A 21665-nucleotide genomic window follows, 5' to 3' on the forward strand; every position below is an offset into this window, starting at 1 on the left:
AATCGCCCTACTTGCTGTTAAGTAGGCTTATTATCTTGGAGTTATTATGGATATCGCTATTTTATTGTTGGCACTTATTATTTGTATTTCAGTTATCGCTATTAAGTTCAACCCAGAAAGTATTGAATTCCCATTTTCGGTTAAAAGTCAGTTGTTTACAGCGGCAGAACGACAATTTCTCAACACAATTGAAACTGCTGTTGCTGGCGAATTTAGAGTACTGTGTAGAGTGAAACTATGTGACCTAGTCACGCTCAAACAAAACACTAATAAAAAACTCGCAAAATCAGCTTTAGTAAAGGCAGGTGCTCGACATGTGGATTTTGTATTGTGCAACAAGGACGATATGACCCCTGTTTTGGCCATAGATTTAGTTTATGGTAGCGGAAAAAATGGCCATAACACTCAGCGAGACTTTTTTGTTAGCGGAGCGTTAGATACAGCTGCAATACCTCATGCACGAATTAAAGCACGTGGTGGTTATACCTTGTCTGAAATACAAGAGTGTATTGAAACTAAGTTAGTGCCATTGCGTCGTCGACAAGGCAAGATACCTTTTAGTCATCGCAACGCAAAACCCAGTGTCATTCAACAGAAAAAGCGCCCTACTCGCCCATTGAGCCAGTCGAGAAAATATGCTGCTTAACTAGTATTAAGCTTGTATAAAAACCAAGAGCGCCTAAAATGGCGCTTTTGTGTTTTTAAATACTTCTCAACAACATAAAATAACGAACGCATTGTTTTTTTTCTTAGCCAGTATATTTAAGAAACTAATTTAAAAAGCTAAGCACAAAAACATACAAATTATTCAAAATAGGTATCTCAATGAACATTTTAATACTCGGTGCAATGGAAGAGGAAATTACGCTTCTAAAAGAAAAAATGCTTAATTTACGAAGCGAAAATGTTGCATATTTACATGTTTATAGAGGCAATATAAGTGGTCACGAGATCAGTTTAGTGCAATGTGGCATTGGTAAAGTAGCTTCTGCAGCAGCCACTGCGTTACTTATTCAAGCGCTTTCTCCCGATTATGTCATCAATACCGGCTCAGCGGGTGGATTTGACCCTGAATTAGACATTGGTGATGTTGTCATTGCAACAGAGCTTCTGCATCACGATGTGAATGTAACGCATTTTGGCTATGAATTGGGTCAGGTTCCACAAATGCCCTTACATTATAAGAGTGATAAGACGCTCGTCCAATTAGCGCTTGATGCCATAGGGCAATTAACCAACGTGAAAGTGACTAGCGGTTTGGTGTGTAGTGGCGATAGTTTTGTTGGAAGCGATGAAGCCGCACAAAAAATTCGCGACGATTTTGTCGATATGAAAGCAGTTGAAATGGAAGGTGCGGCCATTGCCCAAGTTTGCCATTTAATGAACACCCCTTTTGTTGTTATTCGAAGTTTGTCAGATATTGCCGGTAAGACCTCTAGTATGTCATTTGATGCCTACCTAGTAGTGGCAGCAAAAAATTCTGCAGAAATGACCTTATTAATGTTGAAAAACCTATAGTATTTATGGCCTAGCTTGGTCTCATAATTAAGATGTATGAATGGGTAAAATCTATTGAATCTAAGTGACTTTAACTACCTAGCGATGCTGTCTGAATTGAGCACTATTTGGGTTTTATTAGCTGCTTTAGTGTTGGATAAATATGTCCCCATTCCGTCGTCTATAAACCCACTTGATTTATTTAACTTGCTCTCAGTGAGAATGACAACAAAGGTACTAAAATCTACACATACACCCAAACAGCAATCAATAGCAGGGTTTAGTGCTCATTTAATTCTAGTTTTGCCGTTTGTAACGATTGTTGCCGCCTTGTATCTGCTTGCTGGATTGCCTTGGTTACTCAACATCATTTTATTGTGGTTGTCACTGCAATTTAATAGCGATCGACATATTTTTTTAAGCGCGTCTAGCGCGCTGTCACAAGATAAACTTACTCTAGCTAGAGAACTATCGCAGCAAAAACTACGCAGAGAAACAAAATTGTTGTCTAAAATGGGGTTGTCGAAGGCGCTTGTCGAAGGCTTATTTGCGCGCTATCAATATCAATATGTTAGTGTCATTTTTTGTTTTTTACTGCTTGGCCCACTAGCGGCCTTTGCCTATAGATTAAGTTTTACTTGCTCACAATCATGGAACGGTAAGCATACTGCATTTAACCATTTTTCACGCTTTACACAAATAAGCTGTCGAACAATCCAATGTTTACCAAGCTTATTATCGAATATGCTTTTTTGTTTATTATTTTCGCCAACATCATTTGTGAAAGACTATGCTAACATCAAAACATGGCGTCAAAGCATATTGTGCCCAGCAGAAGTCATGCGTCAAACCCTTAGGCTTATCATCAACAAAAATACGGGTGGCCCAATTTTTTATGATAATCAAAAAATATCTCGTCAACGATATATAGCGTTGAGTCAATTAGAACCAGAACCAATGGACGTCAACAAGTTGCAAAACAAATTGAACATCCATTTATTAATTATCGTATTATTTGGGGCCGTTTGCGTCTACCTAGTTTGAAAACAACAATGAATAAAACCTTAGTATTTTTCATATTCATCATAAGTGGAGGCATTTTACCCCATGCAAGCAGCTACTCTGTTGATACCACTCAAAGCTATGAAACAAACAAGCGTATCATTGCACTCAGCCCGCATTTAACTGAAATTGTTTATGCGCTTGAACAACAAACTTACTTAGTCGGAGTAAGTGATTACAGTGACTTTCCACCAGAGGCGTCTGAATTGCCAACAGTGGCCAGCTATCAGGGCGCCAATATTGCATCGATAATTCGTTTGCAACCAAGCCATATTTTAGTGTGGCAAGGTGGCAACAAAGACGCTGACATTCAGCGGCTTCGAGAGCAAGGTTTTAATATTTATTTATCATCGATTGCCACACCACAAGATCTCGTTAGCGATATCAGAAATATTGGCGCATTCTTAAATTCAACCAAGAAAGCAAATATACTTGCCAATAATCTTGAGGCTAAATTAAGAGCGCTCAATGATGAGCGTAAAAACCTAAGATCCGTCGTTTATTATTTGAATAAAGTGCCAATGGTCGGATTGGGGAACGATCCTTGGTTAAACAGCCTACTTAATTTGTGTCATTTAGAAAATATTTATCACGACAAGGTTCAGGCATACCCACAATTAAATATTGCGGATATTATTAGGCGTCAACCCGAAATAATTATCGCTGCTAATGGGTCCACTTATGACCTAGAACGATCATTTTGGGAAGCTCATTCACGTGTGCTTAAGAAGACCTCAGTATTGATGATCAATCCTGATGCAATGCATCGATTTACACCACGAGCGATTGACGAAACTATTCGCTTGTGCAATCTGGTCAAACAGACTAACTTAAATGATTAGGTAAACCACATTACACTGTTAAAAGGATAAGATTATGAAAAATATCACGACCCTTGTTATGGGAATCTTGTTGCTGAGCGCCACATGCATAACATTTGCAGAAGAAAACCAAAGTATAAGCGCAAACGACTTTTTAAGCTTAACAAAAAGCAACGACGAGCATAGCAAAGTGCTTCTGTTAGATGTGCGAACGGTTAATGAGTTTAATAATGGTCACGTTCCTGGTGCGATTAATATACCTGTCGCTGAATTACCCGATGCGCTTGCTAAATTGGGGGATAAGTCTCAGCAAATCGTTGTTTATTGCCGGTCTGGAGTCAGAGCAGGTCGCGCTATTCATTTTTTAGAGCAACAAGGCTTTCAAAACTTGTTGCACCTAGAAGGCGACTATTTGGCATGGGAAGAAAACGCCCTGCCAATCGAAAAGCCCTAACACCAGTGTATGCTTACCTTAGTGTTACACGGGCAAACTTTCGTTTACCAACTTGATACACGGCAGTGCCACTTTGCGCTAGTCGTAGCCGAGTATCAGTAACTTTTTCACCATCAATCTTTACTGCGCCCTGCTTAATCATGCGCATAGCATCAGATGTTGACCCTACCAAGGAGGCTTGCTTTAGTAAATTGCCAATGACTATACCGTCTTGGTCGAGTGAAATTTCAAGTTCGGGCATTTCGTCAGGTATCGCATTTTTTTGAAAGCGTTGAATAAAATCTTGATGTGCGACCTCAGCAGCAGCATCGCTATGAAAACGCGCGATAATTTCTTTTGCTAATTCTATTTTCACGTCACGCGGATTTCGCCCTTCTTCAATTTGAACTTTCAATGCTGCGATATCATCAATGGCTCTAAAGCTCAACAAATCAAAATATCGCCACATCAACTCATCAGAGATAGACATGATTTTGCCAAACATGTCATTTGGTGCGTCAGTGATACCAATATAATTATTAAGGGACTTTGACATTTTTTGCACACCGTCTAAGCCCTCTAGCAAAGGCATCATCAATACAGTTTGTTGTGCTTGGCCTTGCGACTTTTGGAGTTCTCGTCCCATCAATAGATTAAACCGCTGATCGGTTCCACCAAGCTCTACATCAGCTTCTAAAGCAACTGAATCCCAGCCTTGAACCAATGGGTATAAGAATTCATGAATCGCAATAGCTTGGCCATTTGCATAGCGTTTTTTAAAGTCATCTCGCTCTAACATTCTGGCGACGGTTTGGCTAGCCGCTAGTTTAATCATTCCCGCAGCACCCAGCTTATTCATCCATTCGCTATTAAACCTAATCGTGGTTTTTTCAGGGTCGAGAATTTTGAATACTTGTTCTTGATAAGTTTTTGCGTTTTCTAAAATTTGCGCTTCAGTTAAGGGCTTTCGGGTCACGTTTTTACCGGTTGGGTCACCAATAAGTCCGGTAAAATCTCCTATCAAAAATATTACTTCATGCCCAAGTTGCTGGAAAGTTCTGAGTTTGTTGATTAAGACTGTATGCCCAAGATGCAAATCGGGTGCAGTTGGATCAAAGCCAGCTTTCACTTTTAGAGGTTTAGTGCTCTTTAAGCGTTCAATAAGGTCTTCTTCTATTAAAATCTCATCTGAACCACGTTTTATTTCAGCAAATGCTGCTTCCCAACTTGCCATGTAATAATCCTGTTGTATGGTGTTTTTTTATTCATATCTATCCGCATAATTCTTATGCAAATGACCTTACACAACCGCTTTTAAAAGGCAAATAAAGCAAGCTTAATAAAACAAAATACTGATAGATGTACAAATGCTTTAACTAGTAAATTGAACCTTTTAGCTGGAATACGGACCAAAATCGTTATATTCTGCTGTTTAAGAGTTGTCAAATCGCGAGCACATAGTTTACGAGTCTATGATCCACAATACAATAAAACATCTGCCAAAACCCCACAGATTCGCCTTATTATTTTTAGGGCTTGTGGTATTGAGCTTAGTTTTTTGGCCTGCGGATAGGAGTGAGGCTTCGCGTGCATTAAATATCATGGAACTTGAAGTTGGCGTAAAATATCCTGTAGAGATACGCATCACGCCCAGCGAATCATTAGACATTGATACACAGCATGCTGATATTGAACTTAGCTCATATACGGTCAAACGTGGCGACACACTTGCCAAAATATTTTCTAATTTTGGATTGAGTCCTCAAACAACGTTTAAAGTCAGTCAAGCCAGCGAAGACGCAAAACGCTTAACCCGAATGAAACCAAACGATTTGCTTTACCTAAGCATTGAAGAAAAAAGTAACGATGACAAGGGCGACAAGCTATCCAATTCCGGCGGTTCAAAACACTTAAATGCCTTACATTACCCGTTTTCAAATACCGAGACCCTCATTATCACTGCAAGCGATGATGGCTATAATTCGGAAGTCGAAACTAAGAATATCGATCGTGTTCTGGGTTTCGGTCAAGGAGTAATTACCAGTAACTTTTGGAATGCAGGCACCGCAGCCGGCCTGAGCGACAATAAAATTATGGAATTGGCCGGTATCTTTGGTTGGGACATTGATTTTGCCCAAGAGATCCGAGAAGGAGATGACTTTAATGTGGTATACGAAGAATTATATATTGACGGAGAATTTGTAGGATATGGTGACATCGTAGCGGCTGAATTTACTAACCAAGGCGATACTTACACGGCAATTAGGTATACCGATGGTCGTTACTACACGCCAGAGGGTCGCAGTATGCGTAAAAGCTTTTTACGCGCTCCAATTAATTTTAAATATGTCAGTTCCAACTTCAACCCACGCCGCTTGCATCCTGTTCAAAAACGTATAAAACCGCATAGAGGTGTTGATTATGTTGCAAAAATTGGCACGCCAGTAATGGCCGCTGGAGACGGCAAAGTAATAAAGTCGGGTTATGATCGCTTTAATGGTCATCATGTATTTTTACAACATGGTGAAAAATATCAAACCAAATATCTACACTTTACCAAACGCGCAGTAAAAGTGGGGCAAACTGTCAAACAGGGACAAGTTATTGGGTATTTAGGCGGCACAGGTATGGTAACCGGTGCGCATTTACACTACGAATTTCTCGTTGATGGTGTTCACAGAAATCCTCGCACAGTTGCCCTGCCAAAAGCAGAACCTATTGAGGCAAAAGAAAAGATTAAATTTTTGGAGATTGCCAAACGCAAAGTCACGCTCATGGGCAAGCATAAACAGATAATGCTGGCTAAGAACTAGTTTGCGCTAAACACTTACTGTTGATTGACGGGTAACAAGAGAAAGCTTTTCAAGACTTGCCATCCAACCATGTTGCTGCAGAAGCATTTCATTTTCTACATGAAAACCAGACTGTGACAACTCTATCTGTGTGCTTAAATTTGGTGTTTGTTTAAAACACACTTTGACTTTGGTTATGTCGTTAGTGTCATCCCAACGCCATGTGAAACTAATTAAAGCGTTCTGTTCTATTTGTTGATAAGTTCCCACCGCCGATTGTTGAAAGCCATCGGGGCTTTGAAAAACAACTCTAAAATCGCCACCTTCCAAAAAATTAGACACAAATTGAGATACAATTAAATCACCTGGAGCAAACCATTTTGATAAAACGCTCGGCTCATTAAATGCTTCATAAACTAAATCAATGTCTGCATTTAACACACCTTTAAGTGTAAAGTCGTACATGTATGTAAAACACTCCTTTTACTTGTTCGATAGTTCCAATTTCGACATTTTTTTGTATCGGCAAGCTAAGCAAGTTCGTGAGTGCATTTGATCCTATTCATACACTTAATTAACAGGTAGTATTTAACTAAACCTAACTAACGGCTTTTATTGTGAGTAAAATCAAACTGGCGATTGTTAGCAGAGACTATAAAGAATATCTCTCAATGTTTGAATGTGAGGCACAACTTCTTCAAAACTACGAAGTAATCTATGCAGGCACAGATAACGATTCTGTAAAATTGCGTCGGGTACAAAATGAGTCTGAGGTGTTGATAAGTGAACCGGATATAGCAGCGAAATTTGCCCATAAATGTCAATCATTGCTATGGATACAATCTACGTGGGCAGGCAATAACGTATTGCAAAAAAGTGACTTAAAACACATAAAAGTAAGCGGCGTAAAAGGCATTTTTGCACAACGAATGAGCGAATATGTTTTATCTTACATTTTATATTTTCATCGTAAAATCGAACAATATCAAAATCTTAAAAGTAAAGGTGTATGGCAACAATTGCCTATCGACATTTTGAGTAATAAAACCCTAGGAATAATGGGGTTAGGCAGTATTGGCAAGCAAGTCGCAAGTGCAGCAAATAACTTGGGGATGAAGGTACTCGGCTATTCAAACAGCATAAAAAATATTACAGGTGTCTCTGAGTATATCGGGGATGATTTGTATGCGTTTACGGCTAAATGCGATTATTTAGTGAATCTTTTGCCCGAAACAGACACCACAATTGGTATGTGTGACGCTAAATTTTTTAATCACATGAAAAAAAATTCCATATTCATTAATGCGGGAAGAGGCAGCATTATTGATGAACCCACATCTCTTATAATGGCCATTAATAAAGGATTCCTTTCAGGAGCCGTACTCGATGTTTTTGAACAAGAACCCTTGCCACAAGAACACCCATATTACCTCAACCCGAATATTCATATCACTTGTCACACAGCTGCCGTATCAGAACCCACTTCAGTATTTGAGGTGTTTTTAGAAAATGCACAACGCTATACCAACAATAATGAGCTTTTGTATTTACATGACTTTAACAAGGGCTACTGAAATTAGTAAATCCTAGTAAATACCTGAGCTTGAGCGTGTATTTTACGTACTAAAACAGTTAAGTTATGTTGTGTTATACCGATACAATGTTTATTATAGCGCTCATTTTCTATGCGCCTTCAATTTTCTCCGGAGCCTTACCATGGAACACAAGAATGTAAGTTCTCGATCGACGACAGACAAAGCGCTGCGTTTGAACTTAGACGAAAAGAAATACGGTACAATTGTAGAAATAGGAGCAGGACAAGAAGTTGCTCGACAATTCTTTATTGCTGGAGCCGCAGCAGGCACCATCGCGAAAACAATGTCAGCTTATGACATGAAGTTCTCGGATGCTATTTATGGTGTTCAAGACGATGGCAGATATGTCAGTAAATCACGTTTAAAAGCAATGATGGCACAAGAGTTTGATCTTGTTCTAGAGCGGGTTGGCGAGGCTCGTTCAAAAACCTCCCGTTATTTTGCCTATGCTGCGACTGTTGCAGCAAAGAGTTTCAACCGTGACAACGAATGCCATGCTTGGTGCGGCATTAGAATACAGCTTTATCCGGGGGCTGAACCCTCCAATATCAAAGTTCATGTTAGGATGCGAGACGACAATGCCGAGGCACAACAACAGGCCTTAGGTGTGCTTGGTGTGAATTTAATCTATGCGGCCTACTATTATTTTGAAAACCCTAAGATGATTATCGACTCGCTAACTGACAGTATCAAACCTGGTCGAATCGAAATAGACTCTATCGAGTTTTTAGGTCCTTATTTTGAAGATATTGATAATAAAGCGATAAATCTACACCTTATTCGTAGTTGGAAAACACGTGCCGTTATGTTTAAGGCCGACGGCTCTGTGGGGGTTCCTGCAGAAATGCTCTACAAGAAAAATGTATTGACTATACGAGGTTCGTTTAAGCCAGTGACGAATTTAAATGTAGATATGATAGAGCAAGGTAAAAAAGCATTTTATGAACGTGAAGGTATGAATGAAGAGAATACCTTAACCATTGCTGAAATCAGCTTAAATGATGCTAGAGGTCACGATAATCAAGTGCCCGAAAAAGACTTAGTTGAGCGGGTGCAGTTACTCAATCTATTGGGTTATAACGTGCTGGTTTCAGACTACACTCGATATTTTTCTTTGCGCGCTTATTTTAGACAATACACCAAAATGCAAATTGGTATTGTCGTGGGCATGATTAACATTGCACAAATCTTCGATGAAGACTCCTATAAGGGTGTTGAAGGTGGGATTTTAGAGGGCTTTGGTAAGCTGTTCCCGGACAATACCAGGCTTTATATTTACCCTGAACTTAACGCCGACGGCGAATTAAGAGAATTTACCGATGTCAAAGTCCAAGAACACTTACGTTTTCTTTATAGACATTTACTCGAAAATGGTTTTTTACACGGCATAAATACCAGTAACATTGACCTATTTAAAATTTATTCGCGAGAAGTATTGAAGCAATTGCGTGAAGGAAGAGGTGATTGGGAAAATCTACTCCCTGAACCAGTTGCAAAAGAAATCATCGATTCTGGCTTTTTTGGTTTTAAGAAAGCAAGAAGATAATTGGTAACAGACGCCCTAACATAATCGGGCGTCTTTTCTTTTATGTCATAATCGTCAACTAGTGTTGCGTTTTCAAATGTGTTGTCATGCCTTTATTGAATAAACGTAACCAAGATCCACTCAATTTACCTTTATACTCTTTATTTAAATAAATAACCGCATCCACTTCTGATAATGCTATTTGTTCATTTGATGGCTGTATAAGACTAACATAGCGGTCGATTATGGCTAAAAGCTTCGCCCCTTCGCATATATCTTCACTTTTAATCCCCAATGGAAAACCACTTCCATCGATATATTCGTGATGCTGCATAATGATTTTTCTTGCACCATCCCATGCATTTAAATGCTCAATTAAACGAGTACTCTTATACACATGTGAACGTAATAAATTTTCTTCCATTTTGTCTAATTTGGTTTTTTTATTAATGATGTCTCGTGGCATAAAAGCCATTCCAAAATCATGTGCATAGCAAGCTACCGCAAGTTGTTCTTCGGCAACCGGCTCTTCGCTTAAACGATTAATGAATAAGGCTAAAGCAGCAACTTGGTCGCCTCTTCCTTCAGGATAGCCAATCCGTTTTTCGATGGGGCGCATCAACTCTCTAAAAAACAAAACATCCGGCTGTAGTTCTGTTGAAATATCTTTGGGAACACCGGTCTTTGGTATTCTGTCATGCTGATCTTGAGCAGCTACCCAGACTTGATTAGTTAAGGCATAAACTGCCTTTTCCAATAGTGCCTCATGTTCGCTTTTGTTGCTTGCAGATACCGACTCTATGACTTCTATGGTATTTTCAATAGCATTTCCGTCAAATTCTGCTTTACCTGAATTAATGCAATCGCCAACAAACTTAGAAACTATGTCCATTAGTTTTAATACTAAGTCGCTTAATTGACTGGTATAACTCAACTCTCCTTTACGCATAAGATCAAGAATATCTTCAAGATGCTGCAGTACGCCCACCATGGGTAAAAATCCAACCAAGCCAAGATCGCCTTTGATAGTGTGTATCGATCTAAATAGCGCTCGTTGTAGGTCCTTATCTTGTGGCGTTAATTCGAGTTCAATCAAGGTTTGCTCACTCGCCTCATGCAACTCAACAATTTCTTCTTTCAAATCGCCCAATATATCTTCATCGACTTCTTCGGGTGTAAAAACGGTCATGAATGCTTACCTAATCAATAATTTATTTTTATATATGCAGAGCAAATTAAACCGTGGCTTAATTGCTATTGCTCTATTCAATGTGTTTATATCGGCTTATTGGAAAGTTTATTAATACATATGCTTTGTATTTCTTTCATAGCAGGTATAATCCACAAGCGTTATTTTTATAGGAATGGCTAGTGCTGGCAATAATCAGATTTTTTGTATTGTTGATTTATTTTATTTTGATGAATGCATTTCTTATTATTATTTTTTTAATAAGACCTATGCATAGAAACAACGTTTACTTTGCAGGCAAGGTATATTCCACTATGGCTTATATTTTGGGTGTAAAATTAATATACCGTACTCCGGGAAATATCGACTCTAACAAGACCTATGTTTGCATTGCCAATCATCAAAATACGTATGACTTAGCAACTGTTAGTCATGGTGCGATTCCTGGCGTGGTGACAGTGGGTAAAAAAAGTCTGAAATGGATACCTATTTTTGGTCTCATATATTGGTTGTCGGGCAATATCATGATTGACCGCAAGAACACCTCACGTGCTCGCGATACTCTTAGCCTCACTGCAGACAAAATGCGTGAGAGAAATTTGTCAATATGGATGTTTCCTGAGGGCACAAGAAGCAGAGGCAAAGGATTGTTACCCTTTAAAACAGGCGCCTTTAGATTAGCTTTGGCTGAAAAGAAAGATATAGTCGTCGTAGTATGCAGTGAGACCAATAAAGGTAAAATTAAGCTAAACCGATGGAACAATGGGTGTGTGATAGTTGAAATGCTAGAGCCAGTGCCATACTCTAGTGATATTAATGCCCGTCAACTTGCAAACGATATGCATCAATTCATGCAAGAGAATTTTGAACGTATTAGTAAAGAAGCAGCAGTTTTAGAGAAATAAGCCGGTCAATATATCGGTCGAAGTAATTTAACAAAGGTAGTTTTACCGAGGGAAGAAGATGACCGAAGAAGCGCAACAATGGTATGAATTTAATGCAGAAACAATTGAAGCATTGACCGAAGACGGTACTGACTTAGCACAAGCTCATACGATCGAACATCATCTCGCATGCAAAAACTTTGAAGCACTCGAAAAAGCAGCCGTTGACGCGTTTAAAGCCGGCTTTGAAGTGACTGATGCAGAGGAATTGATATTAGATGACGGTGGTACCGTTTTTTGTTTCGATGCCGTCGTCAAAAAAAAATTGAATGTTGAAGTATTTAATACTGATGTAGATGCACTGCTTAAAGTTGCTGAAAAACATAAAGTGCATTATGACGGATGGGGCACCTATTATATGGGTGACGATGCGATAAGCATGGAAGATGACTTTGACGACGACGATTACTTGGGCGATTCGGAATAACAACCCTAGTCTTTCAATTGCCTAACTATTCCCGCTTCTGCTGCAATAAATATTGCCGTGTTGCTCAGGTTTGGCCCTTGTAAATAGTGTTCGATATATTGAAGCTACCACTTACACTTTATATTATGTTTGCCCGACTTCAACTAAAGCAAACTCAGCTTCACTGTCGCCTTCAATCATCAATATACACTTACCCCAAGAGGCAGGTAATTTCCAAATGTGCTCTTCTGCCACAGTGTACTTCTCTCGTTTTGTGTCACACCTTACTTCAACTGTATCGAGCTTTCCTTTAATATCCACAAAGGCAAAGCTATTTCTCGCCAAGCGGTGAAAAATTTGACCATCAACGTCAATTTTCTTATTTATAAAAAGGTTTTGGTCTGACGCTAAAAAGTTATTTATTTTGTCAATGCTAGGTTGTAATTTTTCAATAATAGCGGTGCCATTATTGAGCTTGGCTAACTTTTCACTGGTAGCTAATGCTTCAGCGTACGATCCTTTGTCAGCAAGCAACAAAAACAAGCGATAATGCAAATAAGCAATATATTTGTCGTCAAAACTACGATGTTCATCTGCATGCCCAACCGCACTCTGAATAGTTCGCTTAAGAGCAATAATTTCGCGTTTTTTGTTATTAGTTTTATTTGCAATTTTATGATCTATGCTCCATAACCAAGCGTTCTCGTAACGGTTATTTTCCTTTCTGTTATGAAGCTTTGTAACGATGACTTCAGCCGCCTCAATATTGCCTTCATCAACAAGTTTTGACGCTTTTTTATAATTATAGAAAAACTTCCTCGACGCCCCAGGCTTACCACCCATCATAAAATTAAACCTAACTAGCGACTGGCATTGTTCAGTAGGCTTGCCATCTTTGATGGCCGGTGAATACTCCCATTGCTTTATTGCACGTAAAGCAGCGGCTTTAAATGCTCTATCACCACCAAAATCTTGCACTTCAGGATCTTGTACTTTTCCTGCTTCATCTATTACAAACGACATTTGAACCCAGCCTTCTGCTCCAGACTTAGCGGCACTTGTGGGATATTTAGGTTGGGCTCTTTTTATAGCTACCGCAGGCTGATATGAAGTAACCAGCGCGACCTCATCCAAAGCAGTATCTTCTAAGACTTCTTGTTCTACTTCATCACAGGGCAATAGTGACTCTTGTGATAAAACAATACTACTTGCCAAAATAAGCAAAGCAGCAAATGACGTTTTAAGTAGCTCATTTGTTTTAGATTTCATCAGTAATATCCTTATTGTTAATTTCTAAGCTCCCTTTATGCACACTATTTATTATTAAAGGGCTTTAATCGTTTCTATTTGCTCTTGAATTTTACTCAATTGCATTTGCGCATCTTCTAATTTCGCTCGTTCTTTATTGATAACCGCTTCGGGTGCTTTACCAACAAAATTTTCATTGCTTAACTTACCTTCCGTGCGCTTAACGTCATTTTCAAGTTTTTCTGCCGATTTATTTAGGCGTTTTAACTCAGCGTCTTTGTCTATAAGGCCTGCCATGGGGATCATAATTTCCATTTCGCCCACAATTGCTGTTGCAGACGCTGGCGCTTTTTCAGAATTATCAAGCACCGAAACAGACTCTAATTTTGCCAATAGTACCAAATAGTCTTGAGTTTTTGCCAACCTGTCGATATCTTTTGAGCTAGCATTAGCTAACAATACTGGTAATTTTTTCGATGGTGGTATATCCATTTCACCACGTATATTACGAATACCTACAACAAAAGATTTCACCCATTCGATATCGTTCTCTGCTTGCTCATTCTTGCGACTAACTTGATAGAGCGGGAAAGCATCCACCATAATACTAGCAGCGTTGCTATCGTTTGCTGAAAGGGGTTTGAGTTTTTGCGCGATTTCGTCTGTTATAAAAGGCATCACAGGATGCAACAAGCGCATTAAATGCTCAAGAACATTGATTAAAGTATGACGAGTACCTCGTTTTTCGTCATCACTGCTTTTGTCAGAGTTTAACACCGCTTTAGAGAGCTCCAAATACCAATCACAAAACTGATTCCAAGTGAATTCGTACAGGGCTTGGGCAGCAATATCAAACCGGTATTGCGCAATGGCTTTTTCGAACTCGGCAAGGGTATCTTGGAAGCGAGACCATATCCATTCGTCAAAGACGCTTAAGCTAAGGTTTCCGCCTTTATTACCCGTATCAAACTCTTCGGTATTCATTAAGACAAAACGAGTAGCGTTCCATATTTTGTTGCAGAAGTTTCTATAGCCTTCTACTCGGCTCATATCAAAATTAATATCACGACTGGTAGACGCCATCGCGGCAAATGTAAAACGCAAGGCATCTGTGCCATAGGCGTCAATGCCATCACTAAACTGTTTACGTGTTACTTTGGTAATTTTAGCGGCATCTTTGGGTTTCATCATGCCACTGGTTCGTTTCGCCACCAAGGCTTCTAGGTCAATGCCATCAATAACATCAATTGGGTCAAGCACGTTACCTTTCGATTTAGACATTTTATCGCCGTTTTCGTCACGCACTAAACCAGTAATATAAATGTCTTTGAAAGGTATTTGACCGGTGAATTTTTTAGTCATCATTATCATTCTAGCAACCCAGAAGAAAATAATATCAAAACCCGTGACTAACACTGAGCTTGGAACAAAGGTATCCAATTCAGGTGTTTCTTCAGGCCATCCCATGGTAGCAAATGGCCACAAAGCAGAAGAAAACCAGGTATCCAGTACATCTTCGTCTTGTTTTAAAACAACATCATCAGCTAAAGAATTTTGTTGACGCACATCTTGCTCGTCTTTACCCACGTATATATTGCCGGCATCATCAAACCAAGCAGGAATTCGATGTCCCCACCATAACTGACGCGATATGCACCAGTCTTGAATGTTGTTCATCCATTGGTAATACGTTTTGTCCCAATTTTCAGGGATAAAGCGAATTTCGCCCGACTTCACAGCCTCAATCGCAGGCTTTGCTAAGGACTCTACTGCCACATACCATTGGTCGGTTAAGTAAGGTTCGATTACCGCTTGGCTTCTGTCACCGCGTGGCACTTTTAATTTATGCGGCTTTATTTCAACTAAAAGACCTAAGCTTTCTAAGTCAGACACAACTTTTTTACGCGCGTCAAAACGATCCAAGCCTTGATAATCTGCAGGCGCATTGTCATTGATTTTTGCATCATCCGTTAAGATGTTGATCATCGGTAAATTGTGGCGCTTACCCATATCGTAGTCGTTAAAGTCGTGGGCAGGCGTGATTTTCACACAACCTGTGCCAAACTCTGCGTCTACGTAATCATCAGCAATAATCGGAATTTCTCGCCCTGTGAGCGGTAACTTTATAAATTTACCAACATAAGACTGATAGCGCTCATCTTCAGGATTAACGGCCACTGCAGTATCACCCAACATCGTTTCAGGGCGGGTTGTTGCAACAACAATATCACCGCTACCATCGGCCATTGGATAGCGCATATGCCACATAAAACCATCTTCTTCTTCGCTTTCGACCTCTAAATCCGATACCGCAGTAAGTAAAACCGGATCCCAATTAACTAAGCGTTTTCCACGATAAATTAAACCCTCGTTATAAAGTTGTATAAAAACTTCTTGCACTGCTTTGGACAAGTTTTCGTCCATAGTGAAAACTTCGCGCGACCAATCTGGCGAAGTTCCTAATCGACGCATTTGCTGGCTTATATTGCCGCCTGATTCTTTTTTCCAATCCCAAACACGCTCTACAAACTTTTCTCTTCCTAAGTCGTGACGTGTTAAGTCGTCGGCATTTAGTTGACGTTCAACTACCATTTGAGTTGCAATTCCGGCATGGTCGGTGCCGCATTGCCACAATGTATTATTGCCTTTCATTCTATGATAACGCGTGAGAGCGTCCATGATGGTGTGCTGAAAAGCATGTCCCATATGCAAATTTCCGGTCACATTAGGCGGCGGTAACAAAATACAATAAGGCTCGCCAATGCCGCTAGGCTTAAACAAACCCTGCTTTTCCCACTGCTGGTAGCAAGCCTGTTCTATTTTGTTTGGATCAAAAGTCTTTTCCATTTTTTATCTCAAATATTTTATATGCCTGTATATTCGAGCTGACAACCAGCTCTTTTATACTGCTTATATCGCTCTCTCGCTTGAGCTTTTAATTGTTCGTCTACAGGAACAAAATCAATGATGTGCTTGGCCTGGTGTTGTGCTTCAAAAAAACTATTCGACAATATGATTAACATATCTGTATTGCGGATTTTGGCCATATTAGCAAAAGCTGAAAGCCACAAAATTTCTACTGGTGTGCCCATATCTGGCCCTTCACCATACAAATTGTGAGGAATGAATTTATCTGCGGGGTATTGCCAAATAAAATCATCAAATGCTTCTGCGTCGGTTTTAGTGGTACAAAGAACCGTTGTTTTCTTTCTGAGTTTTACATTTTCATAGGCAAGCTCAGCTGCTTTAATATGCTCCGGCGGATAGTTTACAGGGTATTGATTTGATCCATGGTCAGAATTTTGATCAGATACCGCAAAAAAAGAAACCAAATTTGCCATCGTCTAGTCGCCAACTACCACATCGGCCTTGTTCATCAAGTATTGTGAAAGCATTGGTACTGGTCTGCCAGTAGCGCCTTTATTGGCTCCACTCTTCCATGCCGTGCCAGCAATATCCAAATGAGCCCATGTATACTTTTTAGTAAATCGAGACAGAAAACAAGCTGCTGTAATCGTGCCTGCAGGTCTTCCACCTAAATTTGACATATCTGCAAAGGGGCTCTCTATTTGGTCTTGATATTCATCCCACAATGGTAAACGCCACGCTTTGTCAGCACTTTGTTCTGATGCGTTCAATATTTCATGAGCAAGAGGATTATGTTGGCTCAAGACTGCCGTAGCGTGCTGGCCTAAGGCAATCACACAAGCGCCGGTAAGTGTCGCGATATCAATTACTAATTCTGGGTCAAATCGCTCAACATAAGTTAAAGCATCACACAACACTAAACGGCCTTCAGCATCGGTATTTAGGACTTCAACAGTTTGACCCGACATAGTCGTTAGGATATCGCCCGGTCTATATGCATTAGCATCAGGCATGTTTTCACATCCTGCAACTACGCCAATAACATTAATTGGTAAATTCATTTCTGCAACAGTTTTCATGGTACCAAGTACTGAGGACGCGCCACACATGTCGTATTTCATCTCGTCCATGGCTTCACCAGGCTTCAGTGAAATACCGCCCGAATCAAAGGTTAAACCCTTACCAACCAGTACAATGGGCGCCTCACCTTTTTTACCGCCTTTATGATGAATAACACTCATAACAGATTCGTTTTCAGAACCTCTGCCCACTGCTAAGTAGCAATGCATGCCGAGCTCGTCCATTTTCGCTTCGTTAATGGTGTCTAAGCTTAAACTCGCATAATTTTTGACCATGGCAGCCGCTTGCTCATTTAAATATTGCGGATTACAAATATTTGGCGGCATGTTGCTCACGTCTTTTGCCAGTTTTACACCTTCACTAATCGCAAGCGCATGGTCTATCGCACGCTCACCTACCGATAAGTCTTTGCGAGTTGGGACATTAAATATCATCTTACGTAGCGGTCTTCTTGGCTCGCCTTTTTTTGTTTTCAATTGCAAAAATGTATAAACAGATTCGTTGGCTGCTTCAACTGCTTGGCGTACTTTCCAATAAGTATCACGGCCTTTAACATGTAACTCAGTTAAAAAACTTACAGCTTCCATAGAGCCTGTTTCATTCAAGGTTTTAATTGTCTTAGCAACTATTTGTTTATATTGGCGTTCGTTTAGCTCGCGTTCTTTACCACACCCAACTAACAAAACCCTTTCGCTTAACACATTCGGCACATGATGCAAGAGCAACATTTGACCGGCTTTACCTTCAAGGTCGCCACGGCGGATAAGGTTACTAATATACCCTTCGCTAATATTGTCTAACTGTTCAGCAACAGGCGTTAGACGTCTGGGCTCAAACACACCAACTACGATACAAGCACTGCGTTGTTTTTCTGGGCTACCACTTTTTACACCAAATTCCATTAAATTTCCCTTACGTTGCATACGCTTAAAATAAGTCGACAAAAGCTGTTTTAGCTTAAAATTTACTCTTTTACTATTTTATTTTTATAGTCAAACATTGCTTTGTTTTTATGATACATAGACAAACATAATATCGGTTTAAACAAAGCACTAAAATTTTTTCATTGTTTTGTGCTAAACTTCGCAAAACACGCCGATTGATTAGCTTAGATGTGCAATATATACACACGCTAATACACAAAACTGTCATAAATAAGCAGTTTACTTAAATATCGCCGTATTTCCATTAAAAAACGATATTTTAATCAAAAGAATTATTTCGACTATGTTGATATTTAGGTACTTAGTAAGAGAAACATTGAAGTCACAATTGGCTGTGTTTCTTATTCTAATGTCTATTTTTGTTACTCTGCGCTTTGTTCGCGTTTTAGGTGACGCCACCGACGGTAATGTTCCCGCCGATCTGGTCCTGGGATTCATCACATTATACAGCCCAGTTTTGGCCTCACTAATTCTTCCAATAAGTCTATTTTTGGGAGTATTATTAGCACACGGTCGCATGTATGTTGACAGCGAAATGACCGTACTCAAAGCTTGTGGTGTTAGCGAGTGGTATGTAACACGTATCACTATATTTGTGTCATTAATCATTGCTGCTATTACTGCTTGTGTGACACTATATTTAGCACCCTTGGCTTTAGAAAAAGAATATCAACTACAAGAAGAAGCAGCTGCAAAATCAGGACTTGCTGCTGTTATTCCTGGGCGGTTTCAAAAAGCGGGTGAAGATAGCTCTATCATTTTTGTACATGAAGTCGATTCTGATACAGAATCCTTAGAAAAAGTATTTTTGGCAAAACCAGGAACAACCGACAACAACGTGCACTTAATATACGCAGCCAGCGGGCGAATTAAGCAAGGTATTTTAGGTGACCAACAACTGGTATTAGAACAAGGCACTCAGTACGAAGGTACAACTAATGCAAACGATTACCAAGTTGTCTTGTTTGATGAATACTCAGTTACAATAAAAGAAGCTGAAAACCAAGAAAGACGACGCAAATTAGTCTCGGTCCCGACTATTGACCTATGGAACCTAGAGACCATAGAAGCACGAGCTGAATTGCAATGGCGTATTGCTATTCCACTGTCTTTACCATTTTTAGTATTAATAGCAGTGCCACTGAGTGCTGTAGACCCGAGACAAGGTCGTTTCGGTCGTATGTTACCTGCGTTACTTCTTTATTTGGGTTATTTTTTATTATTGCTTGCAAGTCGAAGGGTAATGGAGGATGGAAAACTCCCTAGTTATATTGGTTTGTGGTGGGTTCATTTAGTCATGTTGCTAGTGGGGACTGGACTAATTGCGAAAGACCGGAAAACGGGCGTATTTATTCGGCAGTTATTTTTAAGGCAAAAGCATGTTTAAGCTAATTGACTTATATATTGGGCGTACATTACTCAGCACAGTTACAATTACATTGTCTGTTCTTGTTGGTTTAAGTGCACTAATCAAATTCGTCGAGCAGTTAAGACGTGTAGGCCAAGGCGACTACGACATGACCTTAGCTGCCTTATATGTTTTGTTAAGTCTACCTCGTGAAATTGAATTATTTTTGCCTATGGCAACTTTATTAGGCGCGCTAATTGGTATGGGTTTATTGGCACAAAGTAGCGAATTAGTAGTGATGCAATGCGCTGGCTTGTCTCGAGGCTCGATTACCATGAGTGCTATGAAATCGATGATATTAGTTATCATAGCGTTAATGGCGCTGGGTGAATGGGTAACGCCAGAAAGCGAAGCAAAGGCGAAACAAATAAGGACGCAAGCGCTCTCAGGAGGAAGCTTGTTATCATCCGACTCCCTCACGTGGGCAAAAGATGGCAATGATTTTGTGAGTATTGGCGATGTTATTAACCAAAATACACTTCAAGATGTCAATATTTATAAGTTTGATAACACACTAAAACTCACACAAATTCTCAGTGCGAAACAGGCTGTTTTTGACCTGCAAAACTGGCAACTCAATCAAGTCGAAAGAGTTGTATTTGATGCTAACAAAATAAGTAACAGTAGTATTGATAATATGATATGGGAAAGTTCAATCACACCAGATAAATTAGGAGTGGTAGCCATAAAACCCGAGGCTCTATCTATAAGAGGTCTGCAAGACTACGTTAATTATTTACAAAATAATGGACAAGACAGCGCGCGATACGAGCTTGCATTTTGGCGTAAAATCTTGCAACCAGTATCAGTAGCCGTCATGCTCTTATTGGCAATGTCTTTCATCTTTGGTCCCTTACGTTCGGTAACCATGGGAGCACGCACCATAATGGGCGTACTTGCTGGGTTTGTTTTTTTTATTGCCAATGAAATGTTTGGTCAAGTATCACTTGTTTTTCAAATTTCACCTATTCTTGGTGCCATTCTTCCGAGTAGCTTATTTGCGCTTGTAGCCGTTGTATTACTAAAACGATAGTGTATATCAGATCAAGAATACGTGACCATTCACCAATTTTTATGGTGATTTTGAGTCTTAGTCAAAACTAACATTTGAGTGCCAGCAACTCTATCTTGCAAACTTTGTTTTGATTTAAAATCGACGAGCACTAGCAAAGTGCCTAAACCACCGAGTGAAAAAATCAAACGCACAACTAAGCGGCCATATCCTATAGGTGTATTTTCATGCAAACTAAATATTCGTAAACGCCAGGCGCGCATGCCTAGTGTTTGACCACCATGCTTCCAAAACCATAAGAAAAACCCACATACCCAAAAACCGACCCATATTTGTATGGCCAATTTATAGCCGAACGAAGCTTGAATAAGTTCATTAACATGTTCATATCCTTGCTTGGATAACACATCGGTTTCTAACAGAGCGGTTATTACGCCAATAAACACTAATGCTGCTAACATACCAACAGCAACGGCTATTAGCGCATCATATACCATTGCGGCCAAACGGCGAAAAAAGCCGGCTCGTTGGGTAGAGGTGTCGCTCATGATGTTTTTATCACCGAATATTCACTTAAGACAGAGTTTAAAAAATGACGCCATAAATCGAATGGTACCATCGAATGCGGTTGATCATAACAAATATGCGCCTAAGTGATTAAAAAGACATCAATTGCTGTAAATAAGACTTGATAGACGCCAGCTTATCGCTATAATTCACTGCTCTCGAAAGAGTGAATTTCCCCCTATGCCAGAGTGGCGAAATTGGTAGACGCAGCGGATTCAAAATCCGCCGGTAGTAATACTGTGCCGGTTCAAGTCCGGCCTCTGGTACCATTTAT

20 protein-coding genes and 1 tRNA gene are annotated in these 21665 nt (G+C 39.8%); 13 read left to right on the forward strand and 8 right to left on the reverse strand.

The features are described 5' to 3' along the window. The first annotated feature begins 46 nt into the window (after positions 1–46). From RM552_RS14210 to RM552_RS14230, 5 genes are all read left to right on the forward strand, one after another. Complete coding sequence (locus RM552_RS14210) at positions 47–646, forward strand: DUF2726 domain-containing protein (RefSeq protein ID WP_311369518.1); 600 nt, start codon at positions 47–49, stop codon at positions 644–646. Between the two features lie 179 nt (positions 647–825). Continuing rightward, the gene (locus RM552_RS14215; protein WP_311369519.1) at positions 826–1518 is read left to right on the forward strand and encodes a 5'-methylthioadenosine/adenosylhomocysteine nucleosidase; all 693 of its coding nucleotides are present in this window, start codon (positions 826–828) and stop codon (positions 1516–1518) included. A 54-nt stretch (positions 1519–1572) separates the two neighbouring features. After that, a complete protein-coding gene (locus RM552_RS14220; protein ID WP_311369520.1) occupies positions 1573–2541 on the forward strand; it encodes a cobalamin biosynthesis protein in 969 nt (322 codons plus the stop codon). Positions 2542–2549: 8 nt separating this feature from the next. Further along, the gene (locus tag RM552_RS14225; protein ID WP_311369521.1) at positions 2550–3401 is read left to right on the forward strand and encodes a helical backbone metal receptor; all 852 of its coding nucleotides are present in this window, start codon (positions 2550–2552) and stop codon (positions 3399–3401) included. 34 nt (positions 3402–3435) lie between these two features. Next, a complete protein-coding gene (locus RM552_RS14230; RefSeq protein WP_311369522.1) occupies positions 3436–3834 on the forward strand; it encodes a rhodanese-like domain-containing protein in 399 nt (132 codons plus the stop codon). A 13-nt stretch (positions 3835–3847) separates the two neighbouring features. On the opposite strand, the gene tyrS is transcribed toward RM552_RS14230, so the two are convergent. Then, positions 3848–5047 (reverse strand): tyrosine--tRNA ligase, encoded by a 1200-nt coding sequence (tyrS, locus tag RM552_RS14235; protein ID WP_311369523.1) that lies wholly within the window; start codon positions 5045–5047, stop codon positions 3848–3850. A gap of 238 nt (positions 5048–5285) precedes the next feature. Here tyrS and RM552_RS14240 point away from each other — a divergent pair, with 238 nt between their 5' ends. After that, positions 5286–6626, forward strand: a complete 1341-nt coding sequence (locus RM552_RS14240; RefSeq protein WP_311369524.1) for a peptidoglycan DD-metalloendopeptidase family protein — start codon at positions 5286–5288, stop codon at positions 6624–6626. A gap of 6 nt (positions 6627–6632) precedes the next feature. Here RM552_RS14240 and RM552_RS14245 read toward each other — a convergent pair whose 3' ends face one another. After that, positions 6633–7070 carry an SRPBCC family protein gene (locus tag RM552_RS14245; protein ID WP_311369525.1) on the reverse strand — a complete coding sequence of 146 codons (438 nt, stop codon included), beginning with the start codon at positions 7068–7070 and terminating at the stop codon, positions 6633–6635. Positions 7071–7222: 152 nt separating this feature from the next. Between RM552_RS14245 and RM552_RS14250 the strand changes: the two genes are divergently transcribed. Next, a complete protein-coding gene (locus tag RM552_RS14250; protein WP_311369526.1) occupies positions 7223–8179 on the forward strand; it encodes a D-2-hydroxyacid dehydrogenase in 957 nt (318 codons plus the stop codon). Positions 8180–8321: 142 nt separating this feature from the next. Then, on the forward strand, positions 8322–9746 hold the full coding sequence (locus RM552_RS14255) for a TonB-dependent receptor (RefSeq protein WP_311369527.1): 1425 nt from the start codon (positions 8322–8324) through the stop codon (positions 9744–9746). Between the two features lie 58 nt (positions 9747–9804). On the opposite strand, the gene RM552_RS14260 is transcribed toward RM552_RS14255, so the two are convergent. Beyond that, positions 9805–10914 (reverse strand): HD domain-containing phosphohydrolase, encoded by a 1110-nt coding sequence (locus RM552_RS14260; RefSeq protein WP_311369528.1) that lies wholly within the window; start codon positions 10912–10914, stop codon positions 9805–9807. A gap of 314 nt (positions 10915–11228) precedes the next feature. Between RM552_RS14260 and RM552_RS14265 the strand changes: the two genes are divergently transcribed. Both RM552_RS14265 and rraB read left to right on the forward strand, forming a co-directional pair. Continuing rightward, the gene (locus tag RM552_RS14265) at positions 11229–11819 is read left to right on the forward strand and encodes a 1-acylglycerol-3-phosphate O-acyltransferase (protein WP_311369529.1); all 591 of its coding nucleotides are present in this window, start codon (positions 11229–11231) and stop codon (positions 11817–11819) included. A 58-nt stretch (positions 11820–11877) separates the two neighbouring features. After that, the gene (rraB, locus tag RM552_RS14270) at positions 11878–12285 is read left to right on the forward strand and encodes a ribonuclease E inhibitor RraB (protein WP_311369530.1); all 408 of its coding nucleotides are present in this window, start codon (positions 11878–11880) and stop codon (positions 12283–12285) included. Between the two features lie 123 nt (positions 12286–12408). On the opposite strand, the gene RM552_RS14275 is transcribed toward rraB, so the two are convergent. The 4 genes from RM552_RS14275 to pepA are packed head-to-tail and all read right to left on the reverse strand — an operon-like array spanning position 12409 to position 18362. Beyond that, the gene (locus RM552_RS14275; protein WP_311369531.1) at positions 12409–13533 is read right to left on the reverse strand and encodes an energy transducer TonB; all 1125 of its coding nucleotides are present in this window, start codon (positions 13531–13533) and stop codon (positions 12409–12411) included. Positions 13534–13587: 54 nt separating this feature from the next. Continuing rightward, a complete protein-coding gene (locus RM552_RS14280) occupies positions 13588–16359 on the reverse strand; it encodes a valine--tRNA ligase (RefSeq protein ID WP_311369532.1) in 2772 nt (923 codons plus the stop codon). 17 nt (positions 16360–16376) lie between these two features. Then, the gene (locus tag RM552_RS14285) at positions 16377–16853 is read right to left on the reverse strand and encodes a DNA polymerase III subunit chi (RefSeq protein ID WP_311369533.1); all 477 of its coding nucleotides are present in this window, start codon (positions 16851–16853) and stop codon (positions 16377–16379) included. A 3-nt stretch (positions 16854–16856) separates the two neighbouring features. After that, a complete protein-coding gene (pepA, locus tag RM552_RS14290) occupies positions 16857–18362 on the reverse strand; it encodes a leucyl aminopeptidase (RefSeq protein ID WP_311369534.1) in 1506 nt (501 codons plus the stop codon). Between the two features lie 325 nt (positions 18363–18687). Between pepA and lptF the strand changes: the two genes are divergently transcribed. Both lptF and lptG read left to right on the forward strand, forming a co-directional pair. Then, positions 18688–19791, forward strand: coding sequence for an LPS export ABC transporter permease LptF (lptF, locus tag RM552_RS14295; RefSeq protein ID WP_311369535.1), 1104 nt, complete (start codon positions 18688–18690; stop codon positions 19789–19791). Further along, a complete protein-coding gene (gene lptG, locus RM552_RS14300; protein WP_311369536.1) occupies positions 19784–20845 on the forward strand; it encodes an LPS export ABC transporter permease LptG in 1062 nt (353 codons plus the stop codon). The genes lptF and lptG overlap by 8 nt, the downstream gene beginning before the upstream one ends. Positions 20846–20874: 29 nt before the next feature. On the opposite strand, the gene RM552_RS14305 is transcribed toward lptG, so the two are convergent. Then, positions 20875–21372 carry an RDD family protein gene (locus RM552_RS14305; protein ID WP_311369537.1) on the reverse strand — a complete coding sequence of 166 codons (498 nt, stop codon included), beginning with the start codon at positions 21370–21372 and terminating at the stop codon, positions 20875–20877. Positions 21373–21573: 201 nt separating this feature from the next. On the opposite strand from RM552_RS14305, the gene RM552_RS14310 reads away from it, so the two are divergent. Next, positions 21574–21660, forward strand: a tRNA-Leu gene (locus RM552_RS14310). The last annotated feature ends 5 nt before the right edge of the window (positions 21661–21665 follow it).

It is taken from the genome of Glaciecola petra (assembly GCF_031846345.1).
Lineage (GTDB): Bacteria > Pseudomonadota > Gammaproteobacteria > Enterobacterales > Alteromonadaceae > Glaciecola > Glaciecola petra.

Coding starts and splice junctions, on each gene's coding strand:
- RM552_RS14245 (WP_311369525.1), bottom strand. CDS start 7,070: ATGTACGACTTTACACTTAAAGGTGTGTTAAATGCAGACATTGATTTA.
- RM552_RS14215 (WP_311369519.1), top strand. CDS start 826: ATGAACATTTTAATACTCGGTGCAATGGAAGAGGAAATTACGCTTCTA.
- RM552_RS14280 (WP_311369532.1), bottom strand. CDS start 16,359: ATGGAAAAGACTTTTGATCCAAACAAAATAGAACAGGCTTGCTACCAG.
- pepA (WP_311369534.1), bottom strand. CDS start 18,362: ATGGAATTTGGTGTAAAAAGTGGTAGCCCAGAAAAACAACGCAGTGCT.
- RM552_RS14255 (WP_311369527.1), top strand. CDS start 8,322: ATGGAACACAAGAATGTAAGTTCTCGATCGACGACAGACAAAGCGCTG.
- RM552_RS14305 (WP_311369537.1), bottom strand. CDS start 21,372: ATGAGCGACACCTCTACCCAACGAGCCGGCTTTTTTCGCCGTTTGGCC.
- lptF (WP_311369535.1), top strand. CDS start 18,688: ATGTTGATATTTAGGTACTTAGTAAGAGAAACATTGAAGTCACAATTG.
- RM552_RS14265 (WP_311369529.1), top strand. CDS start 11,229: ATGGCTTATATTTTGGGTGTAAAATTAATATACCGTACTCCGGGAAAT.
- RM552_RS14260 (WP_311369528.1), bottom strand. CDS start 10,914: ATGACCGTTTTTACACCCGAAGAAGTCGATGAAGATATATTGGGCGAT.
- RM552_RS14230 (WP_311369522.1), top strand. CDS start 3,436: ATGAAAAATATCACGACCCTTGTTATGGGAATCTTGTTGCTGAGCGCC.
- RM552_RS14240 (WP_311369524.1), top strand. CDS start 5,286: ATGATCCACAATACAATAAAACATCTGCCAAAACCCCACAGATTCGCC.
- lptG (WP_311369536.1), top strand. CDS start 19,784: ATGTTTAAGCTAATTGACTTATATATTGGGCGTACATTACTCAGCACA.
- RM552_RS14210 (WP_311369518.1), top strand. CDS start 47: ATGGATATCGCTATTTTATTGTTGGCACTTATTATTTGTATTTCAGTT.
- rraB (WP_311369530.1), top strand. CDS start 11,878: ATGACCGAAGAAGCGCAACAATGGTATGAATTTAATGCAGAAACAATT.
- tyrS (WP_311369523.1), bottom strand. CDS start 5,047: ATGGCAAGTTGGGAAGCAGCATTTGCTGAAATAAAACGTGGTTCAGAT.
- RM552_RS14285 (WP_311369533.1), bottom strand. CDS start 16,853: ATGGCAAATTTGGTTTCTTTTTTTGCGGTATCTGATCAAAATTCTGAC.
- RM552_RS14275 (WP_311369531.1), bottom strand. CDS start 13,533: ATGAAATCTAAAACAAATGAGCTACTTAAAACGTCATTTGCTGCTTTG.
- RM552_RS14225 (WP_311369521.1), top strand. CDS start 2,550: ATGAATAAAACCTTAGTATTTTTCATATTCATCATAAGTGGAGGCATT.